The organism is Alterinioella sp. (assembly GCF_058343375.1).
In genome coordinates, this window is sequence record NZ_JBTUJH010000069.1 from 1 (window position 1) to 25,295 (window position 25,295).

Consider the following 25,295-nt stretch of genomic DNA (forward strand, 5'->3'; position numbering starts at 1 on the left):
CATGGCAAAAGACCATATCGACCCGGTCGCGGCGTTGCGCGAAAGCACCGCCCGGCCGTTTGAACGCGCCCGCGCCATGCCGCCCGAGGTCTATACGTCCGATGCGTTCGCACGCGCCGAGCTGGACCGGATCTTCCGCAAGGATTGGTATTGCATCGGTCGCGCCAGCGCGCTTGCCAATCCCGGCGATTACGCCACCTGCGATCTGGCGGGCCAGCCCATCATGGTGCTGCGTGACCGTGATGGCGCGCTGCGCGCGCTCAGCAATGTCTGCCTGCACCGGATGTCGACACTGTTGCAGGGGCGTGGCAACGCGCGGTCCATTGTCTGCCCCTATCACGCCTGGATCTACAATCTGGACGGCTCGCTGCGCGGCGCGCCCGCGATGACGCTGAACAAGGGCTTCTGCAAAACCGATTACACCCTGCCGCAAATCCGCTGTGAGGAATGGCTGGGCTGGGTCTTTGTCACGCTCAACCCGGATGAGCCGCCGGTGGCCGAAAAGCTGGCCGAAGTCGCAGAGATGACCGCGGGCTATGACATGACCAACTATACCGAAACCTTCTATGAGGAACATGTCTGGGACACCAACTGGAAGGTTCTGGCCGAAAATTTCATGGAAAGCTATCACCTGCCGGTCTGCCATGCCGGCACCATTGGCGGGCTCAGCAAGCTGGAAGAGATGATCTGCCCGCCCGGCCGCCCGGCCTTCAATTTCCACACCATCCTGAAGGATGAGACGCTTGGCATCGCCATGGCACATGCCAGCAATGACCGGTTGCAGGGCGAGGAACGGCGCACCACCTTTCTGCTGGCGCTGTATCCTTCGCTGTTGATCACGCTGACGCCGGGCTATTTCTGGTATCTCAGCCTGCATCCGAAAGGCCCCGGCCAGGTCCATATCCGGTTTGGCGGCGGCATGTCGGATGATTATGCCGGTGACGCCGATGTGGCGGATCATTTCAAAGCGCTCAAGGCGCTGCTCGATGATGTGAATGTCGAGGATCGCGGCTGCACCGAAAAGGTCTATCAGGGCCTCTTGTCCGAGGTCTCGACACCCGGCCATCTCAGCCATCTGGAACGCCCCAATTACGATTTCGCGCAGTATCTGATGGCGCGGATAGACGCGGTGCCCGCGTGATCGCGCCCTGCCCCCAAATAGACCCCTGACCCGACGGAGACCGCAATGGCCCATACCCGCATCCGCCCGTTCAACACCAAGGATACCTATCCCGAACAGGCCTTGGACAATGACCTGGCCCAGGCGGTGGTGACCACGGGCGGCCGGATCGTCTGGATGCGCGGTCAATGTCCGCAAAACCTGGAGGACGCCGCCAGTATCGACAGCCATGACCCGATTGAGCAGACCCATAAGGTGATGCAGAATATCGGCCAGTTGATCGAAGAGGCGGGCGGGAGCATGCAGCATCTGGTCAAACTGGTGGTCTACATCACCGATATCCGCCACCGCGAAGCCGTTTACCGCACCATGGGCGAATATATCAAAGGCGTGCATCCGGTTTCGACCGGCTTGGTGGTGCAGGCGCTGGCCCGGCCCGAATGGCTGGTTGAAATTGATGCCACGGCGGTGATTCCATGACCTTTTCGCTTGTCGCGCGTTGTGCTGAGACCGGCATGTTCGGGGTGGCGATATCGTCTTCCTCTCCGGCTGTGGCGGCCCGCTGTTCCTATGCAAGGGCGGGGGTGGGGGCGGTGGCTTCGCAAAACGTGACCGACCCGAGCTTGGGGCCGCTGGTGCTGAACCTGATGGCGGGAGGGCTTGGTGCCCCCGAGGCCATTGCGGGTATGCAGGAGAAAGGGCGCTTTATCGACTACCGGCAGGTGTTGGCGGTCGATGTGCAGGGGCGAACGGCAATTCACTCCGGGCCCAATTCACTGGGTATCTGGACCCAGGCCGAAGGGGTCGATGTGGCCTCGGGTGGTAATCTGCTGGCCAATGGCGATGTGCCCGGGGCGATTGTCGCGGGGTTTCAATCTGCCAGCGGGCATCTTGGCGACCGGCTGATTGGTGCCCTTCGCGCCGGGCTTGCGGCAGGCGGTGAGGCCGGGCCGGTGCATTCGGCGGGCATGATGATCGTCGACAAGGTGCCCTGGCCGGTGGCCGATCTGCGCTGCGACTGGACCGAAGGCTGCCCGGTTGAGGCCATCGCCATGGCCTGGAATATCTACAAACCGCAGCTTGAGGCCTATGTGCAACGCGCGCTGGACCCGCGCGAAGCGCCATCTTATGGGGTTCCCGGCGATGAATGACGACCTGCGCGAACGGCTTCAGGTGCTGGCCAGCCGGCCCGATGATGCGCCTTGGGCAATGGGCGGGCGATTCTACACCGATGCCGGTCTTTTCGCGCATGAACGGGCCACATTTCTGCGGGCGGGCTGGCATTGTCTTGGCCGCGCCGATGAGCTGCCGCAGGATGGCGATTTCTTCGCCACAAACCTGCTGGATGAGCCGCTGATCGTCACCCGTCATGATGGTCAGGTTCGGGTTTTGTCGAATGTCTGTCGGCATCGCGGGATGCCGGTGGCAAAAGGCCAGGGCAATACCAAACGCTTTGTCTGCCCCTATCACGCCTGGACCTATGGCACTGACGGCACATTGTTGCGCGCCGCGCGCATGGTGAATGCCGATTTCGACCCTAAAACCTGCGCCCTGCCGGGGTTTGCCTGCGCCGAACGGTTCGGGTTCATCTATGCCAGCCTCAGCGACAGCCCGGTCGATCTGGACGCCGAACTGGCCGGGCTTGGCGCGCTGATCGGTCCCTACCGGCCAGAAGAATTCCGCATCGTCCATGCCGCCCAGGAGGTCTGGCGCACGAACTGGAAGTGCCTGATCGAGAACTTCATGGAAGGCTATCACCTGTCGGTGGTCCACCCACAAACGTTGCATGGCTACACGCCCACGGGCCTGAGCAAAAAGGCCGTGTCTGGCCCCGGGTTCACCAGCTATTTCGCCAATTACCCGCAAGGTATTCCGTTGCGCGGCTCTGGCGCGCCGGGGTTGGACCCGGCGGCGCAACAGCGCTCGACGCTCTATGCGGTGTTTCCCTGCCAGGTGGTCAGCCAGGCGGCCTCGCTTTTGGTGTCGCTGTCGTTGCACCCGGTCGCGGTGGATGCCACCGAAATACGCTGGACGATGTCGGTTCATGGCGATGATCTGGACGCCGCGACGGTCAATGACCGCATCCGTCTGTGGCAGGATGTGAACCGCGAGGACCGCGAAAAGCTGGAGGAGATGCAGGTCGCGCTCTCCTCGCGCCACGCCACCGGCGGCCCGCTGGCAGGCCCCGATTACGAGGGCACGGTGCATGATTTCCTGAAATGGCAGGCGCGGATGGACGCGGCAGGCTGACGGGGGCAGTGGCGCGAATATCGCTTTCGCCGCGGCCCGAATGGGGTAGGCTTCGGCGACTGCACCCCAAGGCGAAAGGCCGCGCCGCTGACATGCTGCGATACAGTTTCAGACAGTTGGAATATTTCGTGGCCGTCGGTCAGGCGGGCAGCATTTCGCGGGCGGCGGATATGGTGAATGTGTCGTCGCCCTCGATTTCGGCGGCGATCACCCAGTTGGAACAGGAATTCGGCCTGCCGCTTTTCGTGCGCCAACATGCGCAGGGCCTGTCGCTGACCCTGGCGGGGCGTCAGATGATGGAACAGGCCCGCGTGGTGTTGCGAGAGGCCGACGCGCTGACCGATCTTGCCGGCAATATCGCGGGCACGGTGCGCGGGCCGCTGGCGATTGGCTGCCTGCTCAGTTTTGCGCAGGTTGTGCTGCCGGGGCTCAGACGCGGGTTCGAGACCGCATTTCCCGATGTGCGCGTGCGCCAGCATGAGCTGAACCAGGCCGAGATCTTCAGCTATCTCAGACGGGCCGAGGTTGACGTGGCGCTGACCTATGATCTGGATCTGCCGCGTGATCTGCGGTTCGTGCCGATCACCGAATTGCCGCCCTATGTGATTGTCGCCGAAAGCCACCCACTGGCGGATCTGCCCGCCGTGACGGTCGAGGCTTTGGTGGATCATCCGATGGTGCTGCTCGACCTGCCGTTCAGTTCAGACTATTTCCTGTCCTTCTTCCACCGGATCGGAGCCAGGCCGATCATCGCCGAACGCACCCGCGACATGGCGGTGATGCGCAGCCTTGTGGCCAATGGCTTTGGCTATTCGATTGCCAATATGCGGCCCCTGATTGCGCAGTCACCCGATGGCAAAGCGCTGAAATTCATTCCGATCACCGGCGATATGCGCCCGATACATATGGGATTGCAGATGTCGTCGGATGCCGATCGCGCCAATGTGGTGCGCGTCTTTGTGGACTATTGCAAAGGGTTGAAAGAGACCGGCAGCCTGCCGGGGCCGGAGGATGCCCAATGAGCGAAACCGCGATCACACCCGACATGACCCGGACGCTGGACATGCTGGAACATCTGGTCGGGCTCAACTCCGTCAGCGCCCGCCCGAATGCCGGTATCATCGCCTATATCGAGACCAGTCTGCGCGATCTTGGGGCCCGCATCACCCGGATCGAGCATGGCGACAAGGCGGGGCTATATGCTGAGATCGGGCCGCCGGGGCCGGGGATCTTGCTGTCGGGCCATACCGATGTGGTCCCGGTTGACGGGCAGGACTGGACCCGCGCGCCCTTCGCCCTGACGCGGGCGGGCGACCGGTTATATGGCCGGGGCACCACCGATATGAAGGGCTATCTGGCCTGTATGCTTTCGGCCGCCGATATGGCCGCGCGCAGCCCGTTGGCCGAACCGCTGAAGCTGGTCTTTTCCTATGATGAAGAGATCGGCTGCGTCGGCATTCAGCAGATGATCGACCGGCTGGCCCCGCTATTGGGCACTCCGCGCGTCGCCTTTGTGGGCGAACCGACCGAAATGCAGGTGGCCATCGGCCATAAGGGCAAGGCCGCATTTACGGCCATTTGCCGGGGCCAGGCCGGGCATTCCTCGCTGGCCCCTGATTTTGTCAACGCGCTGCATCTGGCGGCGGATTTCGTGACCGCGCTGCGCGGCGTGCAGGATGATTTGCGCCAGGGCGGGGCCCGTGATCCGGCCTATGACATTCCCTACAGCACCGTTCATATCGGCACGCTTTCTGGCGGCACGGCGCTCAATATCGTGCCCGACCGGGCCGATCTGAGCTTTGAATATCGCCATCTTGCGGGGGATCGGCCCGCAGATATGCAGGCGCGCATCGACGCCGCCGCTGATGTCGTCACGGGCCGCTATCGCCAGCTCTGGGACGGCGCGGCCATCGAGATCGATCAGATCAACGCCTATCCCGGCCTCGATATCGCGCCGGACGCGCCGGTGATTGCGGCGGCATTGGCGCTGGCCGAAACCAACCGCACCACCAAGATGGCCTTCGGAACCGAGGCGGGCGTGTTTGCCGGGCTTGGCATCCCCACCGTGATCTGCGGGCCGGGGTCGATGGCCGGGCAGGGCCACAAACCCGATGAATATATCACCCTCGACCAGATCGCCGCCTGCGACCGGATGATGGCCCGTATCGTTCAAGATTTGGGCAGGGGTTGTGGCACGTCAGAAAAACCCTCAATCACCTGACGCTGCCTGAAATCAAGGATTTCAACGCGCCAGGCGATGCATCCTGTCGCGGCTATTCCCAGAAATGCCTTAGCGGGGCATTCATGTCTCATGCCCGACAGAATCAATACATGAGGGGAGGGGTCCAGATGAATTGATATGACCGGGTCGTGGTGATTGGCGGCGGCGGTAAGGGGGCATCCGTGCTCGGCCCCTCGGTCGCGCCGCAGGAAGTGGCATCGCAGTTTTGCCATTGTTGAGACCAGCGCAGCCTTTGCGACCCTCCTGGACAAGGCCCCATCTGGTCTGCGGGCCGGTCGCCCATGGCCGTTTCACGGGACTGTATCCTGTATCATATGCAGATCGGGCATTATTCGCTGGAACTGTCCGAGCCGTTATCGGACCATCTGGCCCGGACCCGGACTATCTGCACGGGTTCATCGGGCGGCGGCCCGATCCGGGTGACATTTCGGCGCTGACCGCGTTTGCCGCGCCGGCCTCGCAGGCAGAAAAGGAAAAAGCATGCGCCGCGACCCGCTTTTGCAGCCCTATCAGTTGAAGCATCTGACCCTGAAGAACCGGATCATGACCACGGCGCATGAACCGGCCTATCCCGAAGATGGCATGCCCAAGGACCGCTACCGCGCCTATCACGTGGAACGCGCCCGCGCCGGGGTGGCCCTGGCGCTGACGGCCGGTTCGGCGACCGTTTCCCGCGACAGCCCGCCAGCTTTCAACAATATCCTGGCCTATAAGGATGAGGTCGTCGACTGGATGGCCAGGCTTGCCGATGAATGCCACGACCATGGCTGCGCGGTGATGATCCAGCTGACCCATCTGGGCCGCCGCACGGGGTGGAACAAGGGCGACTGGCTGCCCTCGCTGGCCCCGACGCATGACCGCGAACCGGCGCATCGGGCGGCTCCCAAAATGATCGAGGATTGGGACATAGCCCGGATCATCGGAGATTTCGCCGATGCCGCCGAGCGCATGAAGGCGGCGGGGCTCGATGGGGTGGAGGTCATCCTGCATGGTCATCTGGGCGATCAGTTCATGTCGCCCCTGACCAATGCCATGGCCCCGCCCTGGGGCGGCGATCTGGACAATCGCCTGCGGTTTTCGATGGCGGTTCTCGGGGCCATCCGCGACCGGGTTGGCGACCGGTTCATTCTGGGCGTCCGCTATGGGGCCGATGAAATGCAGAAAGGTGGCATTGACCCGGTCGAGGGCATCGAGATCGGCAAACGGTTCAAGGCTTCGGGCCTGGTCGATTTTCTCAACGTCAACCGTTGCCGGATCCACACCGATGCCGCGATGACCGATATGATCCCGGTGCAGGGCATGGCCGCGGCCCCGCATCTGGATTTCGCGGGCCGGGTGCGGGCCGAAACCGGCATGCCCACCTTTCACGCCGCGCGAATCCCCGATGTGGCGACGGCGCGCCATGCGGTGGCCTCGGGCCTGCTGGATATGGTCGGCATGACCCGCGCCCATATGGCCGATCCGCATATCGTGAAAAAGATTGTCGAAGGGCGCGAGGCGGATATCCGGCCCTGCGTTGGGGCGACCTATTGCCTGGACCGGATCTATCAGGGCGGCGAGGCGCTGTGCATCCACAACCCCGCCACCGGGCGCGAGCTGTCCGTTCCGCATGTCATCGCGGCGGCTGAAACCCGCAAAAGGGCGGTTATTGTCGGGGCCGGCCCGGGCGGGCTGGAGGCGGCGCGGGTGGCGGCTGAACGCGGCCATGACGTGACGGTGTTCGAGGCGGCAGGCGATCCCGGCGGGCAGATCCGGCTGACCGTGCAATCGCCGCGCCGGGCCGAGATGATCGGCATCATCGACTGGCGCATGGCGCAATGCGCCGCCCGCGATGTGGCGTTCCGGTTCAATACATATGCCGAGGCCGAAGATGTCATCGCGCTGGCCCCCGATATGGTGGTGATCGCCACCGGCGGCCTGCCGCAGGTCACCGTGTTGGAACATGGCAATGATCTGGCCATCACCGGCTGGGATATCCTGTCGGGCGATGCGCGCGCGGGCGAGAATGTGCTGATCTATGATGATGCCGGCGATCATGTCGCGCTGCAGGCCGCCGAGATCATCGCCGCCGCCGGTGGCCGGGTCGAGATCATGACCCGCGACCGCAGTTTCGCACCCGAGGTCATGGGCATGAATCTGGTGCCCTATATGCGCAGCCTGCAGGCCCGCGATACCCTGTTCACCGTCACCCGCACCCTGAAGGGGCTGAGCCGGGCCGGAAATCTGCTCAGCGCCCGCATCGGCACCGATTATTCCGATCATGAGGATATGCGGGACTATGATCAGGTGATCGTCAATCAGGGCACGCTGCCGCTGGATGAGCTTTATTTCGAGCTCAAGCCGCTCTCGCGGAATCTGGGGCAGGTTGATCAGGGCGCGCTGTTGCAGGGCGCGGGCGGGCTGTTTCCGGATCGCAACCCGGATGGGGAATTTGCACTTTATCGGATCGGTGATGCGGTTTCGTCGCGCAACACCCATGCCGCGATTTATGATGCGCTACGGCTGGGGCTTGGCTGGTAGGGCCGCCATGAAGGTCTCGATCTGGTCGCAGGCGTGGTCGATATTGCTGTCGAGATCGCCATATTCGGCCCGGATCGCGGCCTGTGCGGGGGCGCTGATGCCGGGATCTGCGCAGAACCGCTCCAGCGCCTCCAGATCGCCGACAACCGGCACGCCGGTGTAGAAATACCTCTCCGGGTCATCTTCGGGCAGCAAGGCGACGGGGGTGTCGGCATAGACCGCATCCAGCACCACGGTGGAGCTGTGGGTGACACAGATATCACTGATCGCCAGCACCTGATTGATCGGCCAGCCCTTCATCGGGCCGGAATGCGAATAGGAAAAGACCAGATTGGCGATGCCGGCCAGGCGCCGGTCATTGTCACGGTTCACGCCCCGGATCTTGCCGCGATGGGATCGGACGATGACCAACCTGTCGGGATGGGCGGCGCAGAAATCCGCCACCATGGCATAGAAATCATCGACCAGATGATCGGAAAACCGCCCCTGCCAGCGAAACGAATGGCAGATCAGCACGACCTGCGCGGCAGCCGCCAGCCGGGCCTGCAAATCCGGCGGCGGCGCGGGGGCATCATAGACGTTCTTTTTCAGAAACCCGACAACGCGCATCGCCTCCCAGGCGCTTGGCGGGAAATTTTCGCGGAACCGTTCGGGGACCGGATTGAACAGCAGCATCAGCCCGGCGTAATAGTTGAAAACCCGCGTCATCAGGCAGGTCAGGAACCCCTGATTGCCGCCATGCTGGACAAAGATCAGCGGCACGCCGAGATCGCGCAGCGCGTTGGTGCGGGCCGCGTAGGCGGTTGCGTCATAATCGGGATCGGACAGGTCCAGCACTGCGTCCATGCCCCTGAACCATCGCCCATGCGCCCGTTTCAGCGCGAAATTGGGGCGGGTCTCGACCGGCAGACCGGCCTCGGCTATGGCGCGGGCCACGCGCGGCACCCGGCGCGGCAACCCGCCCGGCATGTAGATTTTCAGCTTTATCCTGTCACGGGAATGCAACCGGGTGAGGATATGAAACAGCGTCTCGAATTCCGCCACGCCATTGAGGAACACGCCAAGCGTTTTCATCGGGTCAGGCTCACACGCGTGTAGGGCCGCACGTCACCGCCAAAGCTGAGCTTGAAATAGCCGCGTTTGGGCGAATTCACACCCTCAAGATCGACCTCCGCCACGCCCCGCGCCGCCAGATCGGTGAAGGCATGATAGAGCGCCATGGTGCCGCAATGCCCGCTGCGCAAGGCCGGGTTATTGGCCCCGTAAAGATAATAGGCGCGCTTGGTGTCACGCCCGATCAGCACCACGCTGCCAAGGGTGCCATCGGCCTCGCGCGCCTCGTATATCTCCAGCCGGTCAGCCGCCAAAAGGCCAGCGGCCACCGATTGCAACAGCGCCTGTTCTGCGGCGTCCACTGCCAGCCCCTGGCGTTCAAATGTTTGTTGGTAGAGGTCCAGAAATGGGGCCGTGTCGGTGCCGCGCGCAACCGTGATTCCGTGCTCGGTGCCATAGCGGATTTCCTGGCGCCGCGACTTGTTGCAGCCCAGATAGATCGGGCAGGTCTCCAGATTTTCCCCGCCAACGGCCAGCGGCAGGAACGAGGTATAGCGCAGCGCGATCTCGAAATGCGGGCCGTCCTCGCCATAATTGTGCCACTGCACCGGCCGCAGGTCGGTCACCCCCGGCGCGTTGGCAAAGGCGATATTGTGGTAGGTGTCCGCCAGATGCCGGATGATGGCCGAGGTGATGCGGAATTGTTCCGATATCACCTGCGCGCGGTTTTGTTCGGGGGGCGCGGGCGCAAACATGATGCCGCCATGGATGACATGCGGGGCCAGCACGGCATTGTCGCCCTCCTCGATCACCGCGACAGCGCCGACGATCTGATCCTTTTTCAGGCATAGCCACAGCCCCGGCGTGAACGGCACCGCATTCAAAAACGCCGATGAGGCGAAAATCGTGCCCTGCGCCGAGCGCTCCACGAACGCATCCCAGGCATCATCGGCGGGCGCGCGCTGGAACCGGTATTTCGACAGGTCCATCAGGCCCGGCACATAGAAATCGTTTGCTTTGAGGGACATTTCCAGATACCTGCAAGCCGCTTTTGCGAAAGGGAATTGGCCAGATGAGCGACGTAAAAACCTTCGATCCGATCTGGGACGAGATATACGACGCGGGCCAGCAGCTCAACCGCTATCCCTTTGACTCGATCGTCACCTTTGTTTTCCGCCACCGCCCCCGCGACCAGGCGCGCAGTGATGTGCGGATATTGGAGATCGGCTGCGGTGCCGGCAACAACCTGTGGTTCTGCGCCCGCGAAGGGTTTGATGTGACCGGCATCGACGCCTCTGCGCCGGCCATCGCCTTCGCCGAAAACCGCTTTGCCGAGGACGGGCTGAACGGCACATTTCAGGTCGCCGATTTCACCGATCTGCCCTTCGCCGACAACAGTTTCGACATGGTTCTGGAACGCGCCGCCATCACCCAGGCCCCGAAAGCCGCGGCGCGCCAGGCGCTGATCGAGGCCGCCCGCGTGCTGAAACCCGGCGGGATGATCCATTCCGAGATCTATTCGGATCGCGCCACCGCGCGCGGCCCGCAAATCCCCGGCGGCATGCAGATCAACGAGGCAGGCCCCTATGCCGGGGTTGGCCAGATGGCGCTGTGGTCGAAAACCGATATCGAAGCAGGGTTCGCGCCGTTCGAGATTGTCAGCCTGAGCCATAGCGAGACCATCATCCAGTCGCAAAAACCCTATGAGGTGATGGCGCACTGGAATATCGATGCGCGCAAGCCGGGCTGACGCGGCGATTATGCCTGCTATGGTATGCGGAACATAGCGGGCGGTCCGGTCGATGAATATCTCCCTCTGGCTTCACAGCATGGCGCAGGCTGACCCGACGCGGCCCGCTCTCTATCTGGGCCATGATCTTGCCGAAGATTATGGCGGCTTTCATCGTAAATCGGCGCAGGTTGCCGCCGCGCTGCTGGCGCGGGGCATCGCCCAGGGCGACCGGGTGGCGCTGTTCATGAAAAACACGCCCGACTATCTGATTGCGCAATATGGCGCGTGGTATGCAGGTGCTGCGGTGGTTCCGATCAATGCCAAGCTGCATGGCCGTGAGGCGGCCTGGATCATCGCCGATGCCGAGGCCACGATCTGCTTTGCCACGCCCGATTTGGCCGCGGGTCTGCGTGCGGCTGCCCCGGGTGTGGAGGTCATCGACACCTTACCGCTGGATCACCTCGCCCTTGCCACCCCCGCCCCGCGCGACGCGCAGGATCTGGCCTGGCTGTTCTACACCTCTGGCACCACCGGGCGGCCCAAGGGGGTGATGATCACACATCACATGCTAACCGCCATGAGCGACGCCTATCAGCGCGATGTCGACCTCGTGCGCGGCCAGGATGCAGCACTTTACGCGGCCCCGCTCAGCCATGGCGCCGGGCTTTACAACATGATGCATGTGCGCGCCGGTGCGCGGCATGTCTTTCCGGCCTCGGGCGGTTTTGATGCGGCCGAAATCCTGGACCTGGCCCGCCATCACGGCAATATCCACATGTTCGCCGCCCCGACCATGGTCAAACGCCTGACTGAGGTGGCGAAGGCCAGTGGCGAGATCGGGCAGGGCCTGCGCAGCGTGATCTATGCCGGCGGGCCGATGTATCTGGCCGATATCATCGCGGCGGTGGATCATTTCGGCGCTATCTTCGTGCAGATCTATGGCCAGGGCGAATGCCCGATGGCGATAACGGTCCTGTCGCGCCATGATGTGGCTGATCGCAGCCATCCGCGTTGGCGCGAACGCCTTGCCTCGGTCGGGCGGGCGCAATCACTGGTGGAGGTTCGGATCGGTGATGACCGGGGCAACCCGCTGCCGCCGGGCGAGAGCGGCGAAATCATGGTGCGCGGTGCCCCCGTGATGCCCGGCTATTGGCAGAACGCGCAAGCGACGGCGCAGGCCCTGCAAAACGGCTGGCTGATGACCGGTGATATCGGGTTCATCGATGATGATGGCTATGTCACATTGCGCGACCGGTCCAAGGACATGATCATTTCGGGCGGCTCAAACATCTACCCGCGCGAGGTTGAGGAGGTTCTGCTGAGCCACCCGGGTGTCACCGAGGCCGCCGTGATCGGCGCGCCGCACCCCGATTGGGGCGAGGAGGTGGTGGGTTTTATCGTCGGCAGCGCGAGCGCGGCGGCGCTGGACCGGCTCTGCCTTGATCATATCGCGCGGTTCAAGCGGCCAAAGCAGTATCACTATCTCGCCGCATTGCCGAAAAACAATTACGGCAAGGTTCTGAAAACTGATCTGCGCCGGATGCTGGAGGAAATGGAATGACCGATCTGACCGGAAAAACCGCCCTTGTCACCGGGTCGCTGCAAGGCATTGGGCTGGCAATTGCCACCGCGCTGGCGGGTGCGGGGGCGCGCATTGCGGTGCATGGCATTGGCGGCGATGCGCAGATCCACGAGGTTTGCGCGGGCCTGCGCCAGGCCGGCAGCCCGCAGGCGGAATTCTTTGCGGGCGATCTGCGCGACCCGGATCGGACCCGCGATCTGATGGCGGCGGTGGCGGCCTGGGGCGGGGTTGATATTCTGGTCAATAATGCCGGCGTGCAGCATACCGGCGCGCTGGCCGAGATGCCCCGCGAGGCCTGGGACATGATCCTGGCGGTGAACCTGTCCGCTGCGTTTGACACCATGCAGGCGGCGCTGCCCGGCATGGCCGATCGCGGCTATGGCCGGGTGATCAATATCGCTTCGGTGCAGGGGTTGATCGGCTCGATCCACAAGGCACCCTATGTGGCGGCAAAACACGGGCTGGTGGGCCTGTCCAAGGTTGCGGCGCTGGAATATGCCACGGCGGGGTCACGGGCCAAGGGCGGCGTCACGGTCAATTGCATCTGCCCGGGCTGGACCGAAACCGCGCTGATCGCACCGCAGATCGAGGCCCGCGCCGAAGCCTTTGACGGTGACCGCGACAAGGGCATTGCCGATCTGCTGGCGGAAAAGCAGCCCTCGCAACGCATATCGGACCCGGCCGAGATTGCTGCGCTGGCGCTCTGGCTCTGCGATCCCATTGCCCATAATCTGACCGGCACCGCGATTCCGGTCGATGGTGGCTGGACCGCGCAGTAAGAGATCTTCAGCGATGCGCCGCCACGGCCATGGTTTTCAGCACCGCGAACATGCGTTTGCCCGGTGTGATGGCAAGCCTGCGCAGCGAGCGTTTGGTGATCCGGGCCATCAACCGATGGCCGTGATGATCGAGGCCCACCAGCGCCCCCGATGACGGGCCTTCGCGCACTGTCACCACCGTGACCGGCAGCACGTTCAGCGCGCTGATGCCCTGCGGCGCGGTCTCGGACAGCATGATGTCGCGCGCGTCGATCCTGAGACGCAGCCGCGCGCCCACTGCCCCGGCATTGCCCGGCAGCCACAGCGCGGTGTCGCCCAGGCGCAGCTCGGTCAGCCCGTCGGCGGCGTCAAAGCCCGCGACATCCACCTCCAGCACAGCCGCCGCCATATCACGGCTGATCTCGGGGGCCAGGCCTTCGCCGGCGAAAACCTGCGCCACCGGCCCGATAGTGGCCACGCGGCCCTTGTCGAGCAGGATCACCTGATCGGCCAGCCGCGCGACCTCATCCAGATCATGGCTGACATAAAGAATGGGCAGGCGATGCTGGTCGCGCAGTCGCTCGAAATAGGGCAGCAGTTCCGCTTTGCGGGATCGGTCCAGCGCCGAAAGCGGTTCATCCATCAACAGCAGATCCGGGTCGGATAAAAGCGCCCGGCCAAGCGCCACCCGCTGCGCCTCACCACCCGAGAGCGTGCCGGGCGCACGCGCCATCAGCGCCCCCAGACCCAGAAGATCGACCATTTCGGCCAGCCCGTCGCGCGATGCGGCCCCGTAGGTCAGGTTCCGTTCGACGCTGAGATGGGGAAACAGCCGCGCCTCCTGAAACACCATGGCGACCTTGCGTTTGGCGGGCGGCAGAAACGTGCCGGTGGTGGTATCGACCAGCACGCGGCCCTTGACCACGACGCGCGCCCGGTCCGGCCGGATCAGCCCGGCAACGATATTCAGAACCGTGGTCTTGCCGGCCCCGGACGGCCCGAAAATGGCGGTCAGACCGCCCTCCAGCCGGGCCTCGACATTCAGTGTCAGCCCGTCAAAACCATGCGTGATGGAAATCTCGACGCTCATCGCCCGATCCTCCGCCGCATTCGCGCGGCCAGGATTTCGGAGGCGATCAACGCGCCTGCCGATAGCAGCACCGACACGATGATCAGCCGCAGTGCCGCGCCTTCCTGGCCCGGCACTTGCAGGAAAGTGTAGATGGCGGTGGGCACGGTCTGGGTCTGGCCCGGAATGTTTGAGACAAAGGTGATTGTCGCACCAAATTCGCCCATCGCCTTGGCAAAGCCCAATATCGCCCCGGCGGCGATGCCCGGCGCGATAAGCGGCAAGGTGATGGTCAGGAACACCCGCGCCCGGCCGGCCCCAAGCGTGGCGGCGGCCTGTTCCAGTTTCGGGTCCACGGCCTCCAGCGCCAGCCTGATGGCGCGCACCATCAGGGGAAAGCCCATGATGGCACCAGCCAGCGCCGCGCCGGTCCAGCGAAAGGCGAACTCGACCCCGAAGATGGCAAAGAAACGCCCCAACGGCCCCTGCGTGCCGAACAGGATCAACAGCAGATAGCCGGTGACCACGGGCGGCATCAACAGCGGCAGATGCACGGCAATATTCAGCGTCTGATGCCCGATGAAGCGCCCGCGCGCCAGCGCGTAGGCGGTCAGGATCGCCACCGGCAGACTGACCAAGGTGGCCCAGAGCGAGACCTTGAGCGACAGCGCCACCGCGCCCCATTCGGCCTCTCCCAACCCGAAAATCATGCGCCCGCCCCGGTAAAGCCATGCACGCGGAACCGTGCCAGGGCGGCGGGGCTTGCCAGAAATTCGGCCAGGGCGGCGCCGTCGGGATGTGGCCCGGCGGCGATGACGGCCAGCGGGTAGATGATGGCATCATGCAAACGTGGCGGCACGGTGGCCTCGACGGCCAAGGCGCGGTCTGCGGCCACATCGCTGGCATAGATCAGGGCGCGCGCCACCTCGCCGCGTGTGGTCAGCGCGGCCGCGATGCGGGTGTTCTCAACCTGCACCAGACGCGGCGCGAAGGCTTGCCACAGGCCCAAAGCCTGCAATGTTTGCCTTGCGTAGATGCCGACCGGCACGGCCTCGGTAAAGCCGGTGGCGATGCGGGCATCTGCGGCCAGGGCGGCCAGCGCATCCGCGATGGCGCGCGGTGTGATCTCCCGGGCCCGGCCTGCCAGCACCAGAGTGTTGCCCAGGATCGGCACCGGCGGCGCGGCAAAGAACCCGCGCGCGCCCAGATAGGCGGCCCAGTCCGCATTGGCGGCAAAGAAAAGATCCGCCGGGGCACCGGCCTCGATCTGGCGGGCCAGCGTCGCGGTGCCGGCATAGGACACGGTCACCGGCGCGCCCGGCCAGGCCGCCAGCGCCGCATCCAGCCCCTGGCGCAGGCTGGCCGCCGCAAAGACAAGGATACCGTCCGCCGACGCCGCGCCAGGGCGGGCGAGAAACGGTGCGGCCAGAAGGCCAAGGGCAATGCGGCGGGTCAGGTCCATGGCCCGCACATTCCATGAGGCGGGCGGCGCGCGCAAGCCCGCCGCGTGCAACCGGGCCACAAGTGCCGTTTTCCTTGGGTGCCGCCTTGTTCGCCCCCGCCCGGCACTCTACATCGAAAATCATGAGACGTTTCATCCCCTTCATGGCATCGCCCCCCCGTGTCGCCGTCATCCGCCTGTCCGGCGTGATCGCCGCGGGCAACAAACCCAGCGCCCTGAATGACGCCGCCCTGGCCCCGGTGATCGAAAAGGCATTTCGCAAGGGCAAGCCGAAAGCGGTGGCGCTGGTGATCAATTCGCCGGGCGGCTCGCCGGTGCAATCGTCGCTGATTGCGGCGCGCATCCGACGGCTGGCCGATGAACATGAGATCCCGGTGCATGCCTTTGTCGAGGATGTCGCGGCCTCGGGCGGCTATTGGCTGGCTGCCGCTGCCGATCATATCTGGCTGGATGCAAGTTCCATCACCGGCTCGATCGGGGTGATTTCGGCCAGTTTCGGCTTTGACAAGCTGATGGCCCATCACGGCATCGACCGGCGAGTGTACACGGCCGGCAAGGATAAATCCATGCTCGACCCGTTCCGCCCGGAACGCAAAGACGACGTGATCCGCCTGCAGGCGCTGCAGGCGCAGATCCATGACAGTTTCATCGCCCATGTGACCGCACGGCGCGGCGGGCGGCTGGCCGATCAGGACCTGTTTACCGGGGAAATCTGGGTCGGTCAGGGCGCGGTTGATGTCGGGCTGGCGGATGGCATCGCGCATGTGCAACCCAAGATGAAAGAAATCTTCGGCGACAAGACCCGGTTTGCCGTCTATGGACCGCGCAAGGGGTTGTTGTCGCGGTTCGGCGCGCAGATACTTGGCGATGCCATCGGCCAGATCGAAGACAGAGCGCTTTGGGCGCAGTTCGGACTATAAAATCATGCTGGTCAAAATCGCCACATTCTTCCTTATCGGCATGGCAGTTCTGGCCATGTTCGGGCGGTTGCGCTGGCCCGGTGGTGCGCGGCGGCGGGGCCTGCCAAAGCCCTCGACCTGCGCCAGTTGCGGCCGGGTGAACCTGACCGGCGGCCGCTGCCGTCGCTGTAACGAAGGGCGTGGCTAGGTGCTGATCACCGAGTTTCTGCTGGTGGGCCTTGGCCTTGTGATCCTGTTGCTTGCGGGTGACACGCTGGTGCGCGGCGCGGTCAATCTCAGCCTGCGTCTGGGCATTCCGGCGCTGATCGTCAGCCTGACCATCGTGGCCTTTGGCACCTCGGCACCCGAGCTGCTGATTGCCATCAAGGCCATATTGGATGGCGTGCCGGGGTTGGCGCTGGGCAATGTGGTGGGGTCGAACACGGCCAACATCCTGCTGGTGCTTGGGGTTCCGGCGCTGATTGCGGGGCTCGATACCAGCGAATGCAACACGCGGCGCAATTTCCAGATCATGATCGCCTCGACGCTGCTGTTCATCGTGCTGGCCTTTTTGGGGCCAATTACCTGGTGGCACGGTCTGATCCTGTTGACGGGTCTGGGCCTGATGCTGGGCGAGGCTTTCATGTCGGCCCGCAACCACAAACGAAACGGGGCCCGTTTTGCGGCGGATGCGGCGGCAGAAGCGGGCCTGGCGGATGTCGAGGGCGCAGATCCCGACATGCCCTGGTGGAAGATCGGGCTTTATCTGGCGCTTGGCCTGGTCGGGCTGCCGCTTGGCGCGGATCTTCTGGTCGAAAGCTCGGTCATCATCGCGCGCAGCTACGGTGTCAGCGAGACCGCCATCGGGCTGACCCTGGTGGCGGCCGGAACATCCTTGCCGGAACTGGCCACCACCGTGATGGCCGCGCTCAGGCGCCATGCCGAAGTGGCGCTTGGAAATGTCATCGGATCGAACATCTTCAACCTGCTGGCCATCATCGGCGTCGCCTCGATGGTGGGGCCGATTCCGGTCGATCCCGGCATCCTGAAATTCGATCTCTGGGTGATGCTGGCCGCGTCGCTTCTGCTGATCCCGTTTGTCTATAGGCGTTGGATATTTGGCCGCGCCGTGGGCATCGGCCTGACGGGGCTTTACGTCATCTATATCGTGGGCGTTCTGCACTGATCGCGATGTCGCCAAATAGGTATGCCAGCGGCCTTTCCTTGCCCCCGCCGCGCACTTGTCCACTGGTAATCGTATTGTAACGCAGGTGTGACTGTTTCATGAATGCGCCGCCCTGCATGGTGAGAAGAAATAAAATATCCTTTGGTTTCAGTTACTTGCAAAACTGCCTAAAAAAGAGGCAAATAGCGGAAAGCAGCCGAATACAACGAAGAATCCGGCCTCTGCGGGTTTTATCCTAAAGGTTATCCACAGAAATCGTTAATATCATTTTCCTTGATCCGCCCCCCTTGGCGTTGCAGCGGGGGGGGGAATCGATTCAACTGGGGCGCAATGGCGGAAAACGAGACAAAATCGCCCCCGAAGGGTCATGAGGTCATCGCCGGATACCTCAAGTTGCTGGATAATTCTCCGGGTGTGTATCGCATGCTGGATGCAGAGGCGCGGGTGCTTTATGTCGGCAAGGCGCGGGCCTTGAAAAAGCGCGTGTCGAACTACGCCAAAGCCACCGGCCATTCGGCGCGCATCGCCCGCATGATCGCTGAGACCACCGAGATGATGTTTCTGACCACGCGCACCGAAACCGAGGCGCTGCTGCTGGAACAGAACCTGATCAAGCAGTTGAAACCGCGCTATAACGTGCTGTTGCGCGACGATAAAAGCTTTCCCAATATCCTGGTCAGCCGGGCGCATGATTATCCGCAGATCAAGAAACATCGCGGCGCGCGCAAGGAAAAGGGCACCTATTTCGGCCCCTTCGCCAGCGCCGACGCGGTCAACCGCACGCTGAACCAGTTGCAAAGGGTGTTTTTGCTGCGCAACTGTTCCGATGCCACATTCGACAGCCGCACCCGGCCCTGCCTGCTGTATCAGATCAAGCGCTGTTCGGGGCCTTGCGTGGGCCTGATCAGCCGCGAAGATTATGTGGCGACGGTGCGTGATGCCGAACGGTTCCTGTCCGGCAATGGTGCCAGGATTCAGGAAGGGCTGGCGGCCGAGATGCAGATCGCGTCGGATGCGATGGAATTTGAACGCGCCGCCGCCCTGCGCGACCGGATCAAGGCGCTGACCAATGTGCAGGGCGTGCAGGGCATCAACCCGCGCGGCGTGGCCGAGGCCGATGTGATCGCGCTGCATATGGAGGGTGGGCAGGCCTGCGTGCAGGTGTTTTTCATCCGCGCCAATCAGAATTGGGGCAACCGCGATTTCTATCCGCGCACCGGGTCGGGCGCGGAGGAGCCGGAGGTGCTGGAGGCGTTTCTGGGTCAGTTCTACGATACCAAGCCGCCGCCGCGTCAGGTGATCTTGTCCCACGCGATTGAAAATGACGATCTGATGGCGCAGGCGCTGAGCGACAAGCTGGGCCGCAAGGTCGAGATCCTTGTGCCCCTGCGCGGTGAAAAGGCCGAACTGGTATCCGGGGCCGCGCGCAATGCCCGCGAAAGCCTGGCCCGCAAGATGAGCGAAACGGCGACGCAGGGGAAGCTGCTGAAAGGGCTGGCCGAGGCCTTTGGCCTGGAGGGGCCGCCGACCCGGATCGAGGTCTATGACAACAGCCATATTCAAGGCACCAACGCCGTTGGCGGCATGATCGTGGCCGGGCCCGAAGGGTTTCTGAAAAGCCAGTATCGCAAGTTCAACATCAAGGGTGACGATCTGACTCCGGGCGATGATTTCGGCATGATGAAAGAGGTGCTCGGCCGCCGATTCAAACGCCTGCTGAAAGAAGACCCGGATCGCCAGAGCGGCACCTGGCCCGATCTGCTGCTGATTGATGGCGGGGCCGGGCAGGTCAGCGCTGTGGCCGCGATCATGGCCGATCTGGGGGTCGAGGGCGTGCCCTTCATCGGCGTGGCCAAAGGCATCGACCGCGACGCCGGCAAAGAGGAATTTCACCGCCCCGGGGCGCGGCCCTTTGCGCTGAAACACAACGACCCGGTGCTCTATTTCGTGCAACGCCTGCGCGATGAGGCGCATCGGTTTGCCATCGGCACGCACCGCGCCAAGCGCGCCAAATCCTTCCGCGCCACGCCTCTGGACGATGTGCCGGGCGTCGGGGCCACCCGCAAACGCGCGCTGCTGGCGCATTTCGGTTCGGCCAAGGCGGTATCGCGTGCGGATCTGGCCGATCTGAAGGCGGTCGAGGGAATTTCCGGCACGCTGGCCGAAACCATCTATGGCTATTTCCACGAGAAAGGCTGACCGCGCGGTTTGGCCTGCGGTGGCTGAATACCGCCGCCGGGCAGGGCGGGGCCTTGGCCGGACTGAAATCAACACCCAAAGTCTGGCGCGTCCCGCCATTCCCGGCTAGATGTTTTCAGATGCGTTTGACCTTGCCAAACATACTGACCCTGTTTCGCCTGATCGCGGCCCCCGGCGTGGCGTTGATCTTTCTGATTCTGCCGCGGCCGTTTTCCGACTGGGTGGCGCTGACCCTGTTTGTGGGGGCCGCCCTGACCGATTGGCTGGATGGTTATCTGGCGCGGCTTTGGCAACAGCACAGCCGGTTTGGCGCGATGCTGGACCCGATCGCCGACAAGGCGATGGTCGTTATCGCGCTGGCCACGCTGATGGGGCTTTTCGGTTTCAACACCTGGCTGATCATCCCGGTCGCGGCGATCTTGTTTCGCGAAGTTTTCGTGTCCGGTCTGCGCGAATTTCTTGGCGATACGGCAGGCACGCTGACCGTGACCAGGCTGGCGAAATGGAAAACCACGCTGCAGATGGTGGCAATCGCGGTGCTGTTTTCCTACGGGATATTCGAGCATCATTTCGGTGTCGCCATCATCGGGATGGATAACGATATCGTCGTTGGTATCTTCGCGGGCGAGATCGAGGATGAGTTCAACCTGATCTGGCTCAGCAACGGGGCGGCGATTTCCTATTACAGCGGCACGGCCCTGTTATGGCTTGCTGCGGCTTTGACATTGGTGACGGGTGCGGATTACCTGTCAAAGGCGATGCCGTATCTCAAGGATGATCCGAATGATTGACGTGCGCTATTTCGCCTGGCTGCGGGAACGCGTCGGCACCGGCCATGAACAGGTCGAAACCGGGGCCGCGACGGTGGCCGATCTGATGGCCGAGCTCAGCCTGCGCGACGCCGGCTATGCGCTGGCCTTTTCCGATCCCAAGGCCATCCGCGCCGCGATCGATCAGGAACTGGTCGATATGGACGCGCCCTTGGCCGGGGCCCGCGAAGTGGCGTTCTTTCCGCCGATGACGGGGGGCTGACATGACCATCCGGGTGCAGGAAAACCGGTTCGATATGGGGGCCGAGCTGAACGCTTTCGCAGCCGCGCAGAACGGTGCGGGCGCAGTGGTCAGCTTCACCGGCATCGTGCGCGATCTGGCCTGCGGTGATCTGGATGCGATGCAGATCGAGCACTATCCCGGCATGACCGAAAAGGCGCTGGCCGACATCGCGGCAAAGGCTAAAGACCGCTGGTCGCTTGCGGGCTGTCTGATCATCCATCGCCATGGCCGGCTTGTCCCGGAGGATCCGATCATGATGGTGGCGACGGCGGCACGTCACCGCAATGATGCCTTTGCGGCGGCAGAGTATCTGATGGACTACCTGAAATCGCGCGCGCCGTTCTGGAAAAAGGAAATCACCGCCGGTGGCGCGGCCTGGGTGCAGGCCAGAGAGGCCGATGAAGACGCCCTCAACCGCTGGTCCGAACCGGACTGACGATCTCATACCGACGACATGGAAAATTGCGGGCCCGCAAAAGCGAAAAAGCGGTCTGTCCCGCACCAGGGGCGTTAAACCCCTGACGCGTCGCGGTCTGGCCGATCTGCCTTGGCCCTTTGGGGGCTGTCTTCAGCAGCAAGCAAAAACCTGATTTCCATTTATAGCGCGTCGCGCCTGATCGGATTCGAGCATTCATCACCCGGACCGAGGCAGCGTTCGCGCAATCGAATGCGTTCGGGTCGGCCGGTGATTTCGATTTGGCGCGATGCGCTCTAGGCACCTGCGTCCGGATCTACAGCATCAGGGTAAAGCCGGGCTTAACAAAAACGCAAAAACCCTTCGGAACCCAGCCCGCCACCACATCTTCTTTGCGCGGAAAATATCCCGGGGGGCAATGGGGGGCTGGCCCCCCACGGATCGGATTGCGAAGCAATTCGAAACCCTATCCCTGATTGGCCTGCTCGACATAGATGCGCAATTCCTCGGCCTCGCGCCGGGCCTCGCGCAGGCCATCCATCGCGGCGCGCAATTCGGCCTCGGTCTGGGTGATCTGGTTGGTCAGTTCAGCCTCGCGATGTTGCAGATAGGTGATCGCCTGATCGCGGGTTTCTTCCGCGTCATGCAGGGATTTGGCCATCTCCTCCAGCTCGTTCAGATCGACGCCGGTGACCCGGGTCAGCTTGTGAACCAGCCAATTGGCGAACCAGCCAAGCGCAAAGGCCACAAAGAGGATGATCGCAATCACCACGATGAATTCGGTCCGGTTCATTCGCTGTCTTCCTCTTGTTGCGCCGGGGCCAGCCCGTCGGGACGCATGGCCGGGCGGCGGGCATTGGCCAGCATGGCGGCGCGTTCGGCTGCGGCTTCGACCAGGTCGCGCTGGCGGACATCGGTCAGCAGCATGAACTCGATGCGCCGGTTTGCTTCGCGCCCCGCCTCGGTTTCGTTATCCGCGATGGGCCGGGTCTCGCCATAGCCCTCTGCGGTCAGGTTCGTTGTCAGAACACGCCGCGCCAAAAGGCCGTTCAGCACCGCATCGGCGCGGGACTGGCTCAGGTTCAGGTTCATGTCCTCGCGCCCCTGTGCGTCGGTATGGCCGCCGATCTCAAATTCGACACTGGGACATTCGCGCAGGATTTCAGCCAGTTCATCAAGAATTTCGCCCGCCGCCGCGTTGATCTCGACCGAGCCCGCATCAAAGGTGATCTTGCGCTGTTCCTGCACCGCGTTGATCTGCTCCAGGCATTGCTGCGGCGACAGCTCTCCGGTGACCGGGTCGAGGCTGGCCATATAGGTCACGTCGATCTCGAAACTGGCATCCACGCCCAGTTGCCGGGCCAAGAGCCGCGACAGCTCGGAGGTGGTGTCTTCACTGCCGGAATTGCCGCGCAGAATCAGGCTGTCGGGCTCCACGATCAGTGATCCGTGGTGGATATATGACAGCCCCTCCAACCCGGCCAGCACCCGCAGCGGCCAGCCTTCGGGCAGGTCCGGGTCGGTGCGGGTGGCAAGATAGGTGTTCTGGCGCCCAAACAACGCATTGGCATAGGCCAGCACGGCGGCCGATACGCGATCATCGGGCAGGCGGCCGCGCAACTGCACGTATCCTTCGGGGCTGCGCGTCGCGGTAAAACTGGGTGGCCCTTCCGAGGTCGCGTTGGCGTCGGCGGCTTCGGGCAGGACGGCATGCAACGAAAAAACCGCGGGCAGGGCGGCGTCAAGTTCACCGATCACCGTGTCAAAAAGCGAGGCCGATGTGCCCTCGGCGGCCACCAGCGTCACATCGGCATCGGAAAAGGTCAGGGTGCCGCCGTCAAGCCGCCCCATCGCATCCAGCGCCAGTTCGACCGCATCGGCCCATCGCGGTGACGGCACGCCCAGGCCGATCACGCAGGTCGCCTCATCGCTCAGCCCGGCGGTGCGGGCCGCCGCCAGAATGCGGGCGCGGTCCTCGACCGTGCCGGCAGAGCAGGCCTCGAACCGGTGCCGGCCATCGGCCACGACATAGCGCAGGGTAAAGGGTGTGATCACCGGGCGCGGGGCCGAGATATCCATCATCAGTTCGATGTCATCGGGTCGGCTATCTTCCAGAAAGGCCCGCCACTCGGTGCGCTCATCGGTCGTGGTCGCGACCGCCTCGACCACGACCCTCCCGGCAAAGACCGAGACTTTGGAGCGTGGCAGTTCGGTCAGCGCCAGCAGGCCGAACCGCACGGCGGCGTCCCATCCCTGCGGCACCGGGAAATCGGCAGTTTCGACCATATTGGCGACATCCAGCCCGGCGGTAATCTCCGAGATGCCATCGGTCAGCTGGTCGGATCCTTCCGCGCCCGGTATCAGGCCGATCAGCGACACACCGTCGCCGTTGCGCAGCATCTCGATCGAAAACACCGGCGCGATGATGCCTTCGGGGTCCAGCACCGACATCTCGTCAACCACGCGGTCGCTGTCGATCACGGCACCGGCGCGACGCATGGCGCGGAAACGGGTCGCCTCGTCCGGGGCTTCGCCGCTTAGAAAAACCTGCAGGCCATCGGCTGTGACGCCGACCCAATCCAGGCCCTCTTCGCGCATCGCAAAAGACATATCCGTGACCGATTGGCGTTCGATATTATCGGCGGCGATTACGGCGACACCCAGGCTCAGGAGGGCCGCCAATACGAACGCCCCAAAGGCTGCGAGAGTAGTTCTGATACGCATCCGTTCGACCATGCCTCACTTCATGTTGCCACAGGCAGATAACTGCTTGGCGCGCGACGTTCAATCACACCATCGCCGCGAGGGCGAAAAACAGCGCAACAATCAGCCCGGCGTCGCGATTGGCGCGAAAAAGCCGCAAGCAGTTTTCCGGATTGGCGGTGTCTAGCTGGCCAAGTTGCCAGACCATGTGCCAGCCAAAGCCCCAGGCCCCGGCGATGGAGATCACCATGGCAAGGACGCCGGCGGTGGCGGGCAATGCGGTAATGACGGCCCCGGCCATCAGCAGGACGCTTGCAATCAGAAAGCCGCGCAGCCAGGCCTTGCTGTTATCGCCAAACAGCCGCGCGGTGGATTTCACGCCGATCAGGGCGTCATCCTCGGTATCCTGATGGGCATAGATCGTGTCGTAAAACAGCGTCCAGGCAATGCCCGACAGATAGAGCAGGACCGGGGCCAGGCTGAGGCTGCCGGTATGCGCCACCCAGGCCAGCAGCGCGCCCCAGTTAAAGGCGATGCCAAGAAAGACCTGCGGCCACCAGGTAAAGCGCTTGGCGAACGGGTAGATAACCACCGGGATCAGCGCGGCGATGCCCAATGCGATGGCGGCGGTGTTGAAAGTCAGCAGGATGGCCAGCGCCGCAAGGCATTGCACGATCAGCCAGATCAGCGCCTGTGCCACGCTGACCTGCCCCGACGGAATCGGCCGCGACCTTGTGCGCGCCACGGCGGCGTCGATCTTGCGGTCGGTGATGTCATTCCAGGTGCAGCCCGCGCCGCGCATCAGAACCGCGCCCAGACCACTGCCCGCGATGATCCACAGATCGAACCAGCGCAGGCTGCCCGCGGCGGCCGCCAGCAACACGCCCCACCAGCAGGGCAGGGTCAGCAGCCAGCTGCCGATCGGCCGGTCGGCCCGCGACAGGCGCAGATAGGGGCGCGACCATCGGGGCGCGTATTGGTCCACCCAATTGCCATGCGCGGCATCCGCCACCTGGCCCTCTGGCATTTCATCAATCCCGGTCATATGGTCC

26 protein-coding genes are annotated in these 25,295 nt (G+C 63.6%); 18 read left to right on the plus strand and 8 right to left on the minus strand.

The window, feature by feature from the left end; translation table 11 throughout:
• The first annotated feature begins 1 nt into the window (after nt 1).
• From ACW8PS_RS09865 to ACW8PS_RS09900, 8 genes are all read left to right on the plus strand, one after another.
• A complete protein-coding gene (locus tag ACW8PS_RS09865; RefSeq protein WP_491527216.1) occupies nt 2-1,141 on the plus strand; it encodes an aromatic ring-hydroxylating oxygenase subunit alpha in 1,140 nt (379 codons plus the stop codon).
• Nucleotides 1,142-1,186: 45 nt separating this feature from the next.
• Entirely contained in the window at nt 1,187-1,600 is a 414-nt protein-coding gene (locus ACW8PS_RS09870; protein ID WP_491527217.1) for a RidA family protein, read from the plus strand.
• Complete coding sequence (locus ACW8PS_RS09875) at nt 1,597-2,271, plus strand: DUF1028 domain-containing protein (RefSeq protein WP_491527218.1); 675 nt, start codon at nt 1,597-1,599, stop codon at nt 2,269-2,271. Before ACW8PS_RS09870 ends, ACW8PS_RS09875 begins: the two co-directional genes overlap by 4 nt.
• The gene (locus tag ACW8PS_RS09880) at nt 2,264-3,370 is read left to right on the plus strand and encodes an aromatic ring-hydroxylating oxygenase subunit alpha (RefSeq protein WP_491527219.1); all 1,107 of its coding nucleotides are present in this window, start codon (nt 2,264-2,266) and stop codon (nt 3,368-3,370) included. Before ACW8PS_RS09875 ends, ACW8PS_RS09880 begins: the two co-directional genes overlap by 8 nt.
• 92 nt (nt 3,371-3,462) lie before the next feature.
• On the plus strand, nt 3,463-4,392 hold the full coding sequence (locus ACW8PS_RS09885; protein ID WP_491527220.1) for a LysR family transcriptional regulator: 930 nt from the start codon (nt 3,463-3,465) through the stop codon (nt 4,390-4,392).
• Entirely contained in the window at nt 4,389-5,591 is a 1,203-nt protein-coding gene (gene argE / locus ACW8PS_RS09890; RefSeq protein WP_491527221.1) for an acetylornithine deacetylase, read from the plus strand. The genes ACW8PS_RS09885 and argE overlap by 4 nt, the downstream gene beginning before the upstream one ends.
• A gap of 302 nt (nt 5,592-5,893) precedes the next feature.
• Nucleotides 5,894-6,049, plus strand: a complete 156-nt coding sequence (locus tag ACW8PS_RS09895) for a hypothetical protein (protein ID WP_491527222.1) — start codon at nt 5,894-5,896, stop codon at nt 6,047-6,049.
• A gap of 43 nt (nt 6,050-6,092) precedes the next feature.
• The gene (locus tag ACW8PS_RS09900) at nt 6,093-8,132 is read left to right on the plus strand and encodes an oxidoreductase (protein WP_491527223.1); all 2,040 of its coding nucleotides are present in this window, start codon (nt 6,093-6,095) and stop codon (nt 8,130-8,132) included.
• Here the strand turns inward: ACW8PS_RS09900 and ACW8PS_RS09905 are convergent.
• Both ACW8PS_RS09905 and ACW8PS_RS09910 read right to left on the minus strand, forming a co-directional pair.
• Entirely contained in the window at nt 8,109-9,206 is a 1,098-nt protein-coding gene (locus ACW8PS_RS09905; protein WP_491527224.1) for a hypothetical protein, read from the minus strand. The two genes, ACW8PS_RS09900 and ACW8PS_RS09905, sit on opposite strands and share 24 nt — an antisense overlap.
• Nucleotides 9,203-10,213: a GNAT family N-acetyltransferase gene (locus ACW8PS_RS09910; RefSeq protein WP_491527225.1), complete on the minus strand. Its 1,011-nt coding sequence runs from the start codon at nt 10,211-10,213 to the stop codon at nt 9,203-9,205. The genes ACW8PS_RS09905 and ACW8PS_RS09910 overlap by 4 nt, the downstream gene beginning before the upstream one ends.
• Nucleotides 10,214-10,257: 44 nt before the next feature.
• Here ACW8PS_RS09910 and ACW8PS_RS09915 point away from each other — a divergent pair, with 44 nt between their 5' ends.
• The 3 genes from ACW8PS_RS09915 to ACW8PS_RS09925 are packed head-to-tail and all read left to right on the plus strand — an operon-like array spanning nt 10,258 to nt 13,278.
• Nucleotides 10,258-10,935: a class I SAM-dependent methyltransferase gene (locus ACW8PS_RS09915; protein ID WP_491527227.1), complete on the plus strand. Its 678-nt coding sequence runs from the start codon at nt 10,258-10,260 to the stop codon at nt 10,933-10,935.
• Between the two features lie 52 nt (nt 10,936-10,987).
• On the plus strand, nt 10,988-12,478 hold the full coding sequence (locus ACW8PS_RS09920) for a class I adenylate-forming enzyme family protein (RefSeq protein WP_491527228.1): 1,491 nt from the start codon (nt 10,988-10,990) through the stop codon (nt 12,476-12,478).
• Complete coding sequence (locus ACW8PS_RS09925) at nt 12,475-13,278, plus strand: 3-hydroxybutyrate dehydrogenase (RefSeq protein WP_491527229.1); 804 nt, start codon at nt 12,475-12,477, stop codon at nt 13,276-13,278. The genes ACW8PS_RS09920 and ACW8PS_RS09925 overlap by 4 nt, the downstream gene beginning before the upstream one ends.
• 7 nt (nt 13,279-13,285) lie before the next feature.
• Here the strand turns inward: ACW8PS_RS09925 and modC are convergent, their stop codons facing one another.
• The 3 genes from modC to modA are packed head-to-tail and all read right to left on the minus strand — an operon-like array spanning nt 13,286 to nt 15,788.
• Nucleotides 13,286-14,347 (minus strand): molybdenum ABC transporter ATP-binding protein, encoded by a 1,062-nt coding sequence (gene modC, locus ACW8PS_RS09930; protein ID WP_491527230.1) that lies wholly within the window; start codon nt 14,345-14,347, stop codon nt 13,286-13,288.
• Nucleotides 14,344-15,036: a molybdate ABC transporter permease subunit gene (gene modB / locus ACW8PS_RS09935; protein ID WP_491527231.1), complete on the minus strand. Its 693-nt coding sequence runs from the start codon at nt 15,034-15,036 to the stop codon at nt 14,344-14,346. Before modB ends, modC begins: the two co-directional genes overlap by 4 nt.
• On the minus strand, nt 15,033-15,788 hold the full coding sequence (modA, locus tag ACW8PS_RS09940) for a molybdate ABC transporter substrate-binding protein (protein ID WP_491527232.1): 756 nt from the start codon (nt 15,786-15,788) through the stop codon (nt 15,033-15,035). Before modA ends, modB begins: the two co-directional genes overlap by 4 nt.
• Nucleotides 15,789-15,910: 122 nt before the next feature.
• On the opposite strand from modA, the gene ACW8PS_RS09945 reads away from it, so the two are divergent.
• The 7 genes from ACW8PS_RS09945 (at nt 15,911) to ACW8PS_RS09975 (ending at nt 21,561) form a co-directional block, all read left to right on the plus strand.
• Nucleotides 15,911-16,708 (plus strand): S49 family peptidase, encoded by a 798-nt coding sequence (locus ACW8PS_RS09945; protein ID WP_491527233.1) that lies wholly within the window; start codon nt 15,911-15,913, stop codon nt 16,706-16,708.
• A 4-nt stretch (nt 16,709-16,712) separates the two neighbouring features.
• A complete protein-coding gene (locus tag ACW8PS_RS09950; RefSeq protein WP_491527234.1) occupies nt 16,713-16,895 on the plus strand; it encodes a hypothetical protein in 183 nt (60 codons plus the stop codon).
• A gap of 6 nt (nt 16,896-16,901) precedes the next feature.
• A complete protein-coding gene (locus tag ACW8PS_RS09955; RefSeq protein WP_491527308.1) occupies nt 16,902-17,873 on the plus strand; it encodes a calcium/sodium antiporter in 972 nt (323 codons plus the stop codon).
• 330 nt (nt 17,874-18,203) lie between these two features.
• Nucleotides 18,204-20,072 (plus strand): excinuclease ABC subunit UvrC, encoded by a 1,869-nt coding sequence (uvrC, locus tag ACW8PS_RS09960; protein WP_491527235.1) that lies wholly within the window; start codon nt 18,204-18,206, stop codon nt 20,070-20,072.
• 119 nt (nt 20,073-20,191) lie between these two features.
• Nucleotides 20,192-20,863 (plus strand): CDP-diacylglycerol--glycerol-3-phosphate 3-phosphatidyltransferase, encoded by a 672-nt coding sequence (gene pgsA / locus ACW8PS_RS09965; RefSeq protein ID WP_491527236.1) that lies wholly within the window; start codon nt 20,192-20,194, stop codon nt 20,861-20,863.
• Nucleotides 20,859-21,104 carry a molybdopterin converting factor subunit 1 gene (gene moaD, locus ACW8PS_RS09970; RefSeq protein ID WP_491527309.1) on the plus strand — a complete coding sequence of 82 codons (246 nt, stop codon included), beginning with the start codon at nt 20,859-20,861 and terminating at the stop codon, nt 21,102-21,104. The genes pgsA and moaD overlap by 5 nt, the downstream gene beginning before the upstream one ends.
• A 1-nt stretch (nt 21,105) precedes the next feature.
• A complete protein-coding gene (locus ACW8PS_RS09975; protein WP_491527237.1) occupies nt 21,106-21,561 on the plus strand; it encodes a molybdenum cofactor biosynthesis protein MoaE in 456 nt (151 codons plus the stop codon).
• A gap of 445 nt (nt 21,562-22,006) precedes the next feature.
• Here ACW8PS_RS09975 and ACW8PS_RS09980 read toward each other — a convergent pair whose 3' ends face one another.
• Genes ACW8PS_RS09980 through ubiA form a run of 3 tightly spaced genes read right to left on the minus strand, consistent with a single transcriptional unit; the run spans nt 22,007 to nt 25,288 of the window.
• Nucleotides 22,007-22,333, minus strand: coding sequence for a hypothetical protein (locus tag ACW8PS_RS09980; RefSeq protein ID WP_491527238.1), 327 nt, complete (start codon nt 22,331-22,333; stop codon nt 22,007-22,009).
• Nucleotides 22,330-24,276, minus strand: coding sequence for an OmpA family protein (locus ACW8PS_RS09985; protein ID WP_491527239.1), 1,947 nt, complete (start codon nt 24,274-24,276; stop codon nt 22,330-22,332). The genes ACW8PS_RS09980 and ACW8PS_RS09985 overlap by 4 nt, the downstream gene beginning before the upstream one ends.
• A 52-nt stretch (nt 24,277-24,328) precedes the next feature.
• Nucleotides 24,329-25,288 carry a 4-hydroxybenzoate octaprenyltransferase gene (gene ubiA / locus ACW8PS_RS09990; protein WP_491527240.1) on the minus strand — a complete coding sequence of 320 codons (960 nt, stop codon included), beginning with the start codon at nt 25,286-25,288 and terminating at the stop codon, nt 24,329-24,331.
• Nucleotides 25,289-25,295: the final 7 nt, after the last annotated feature.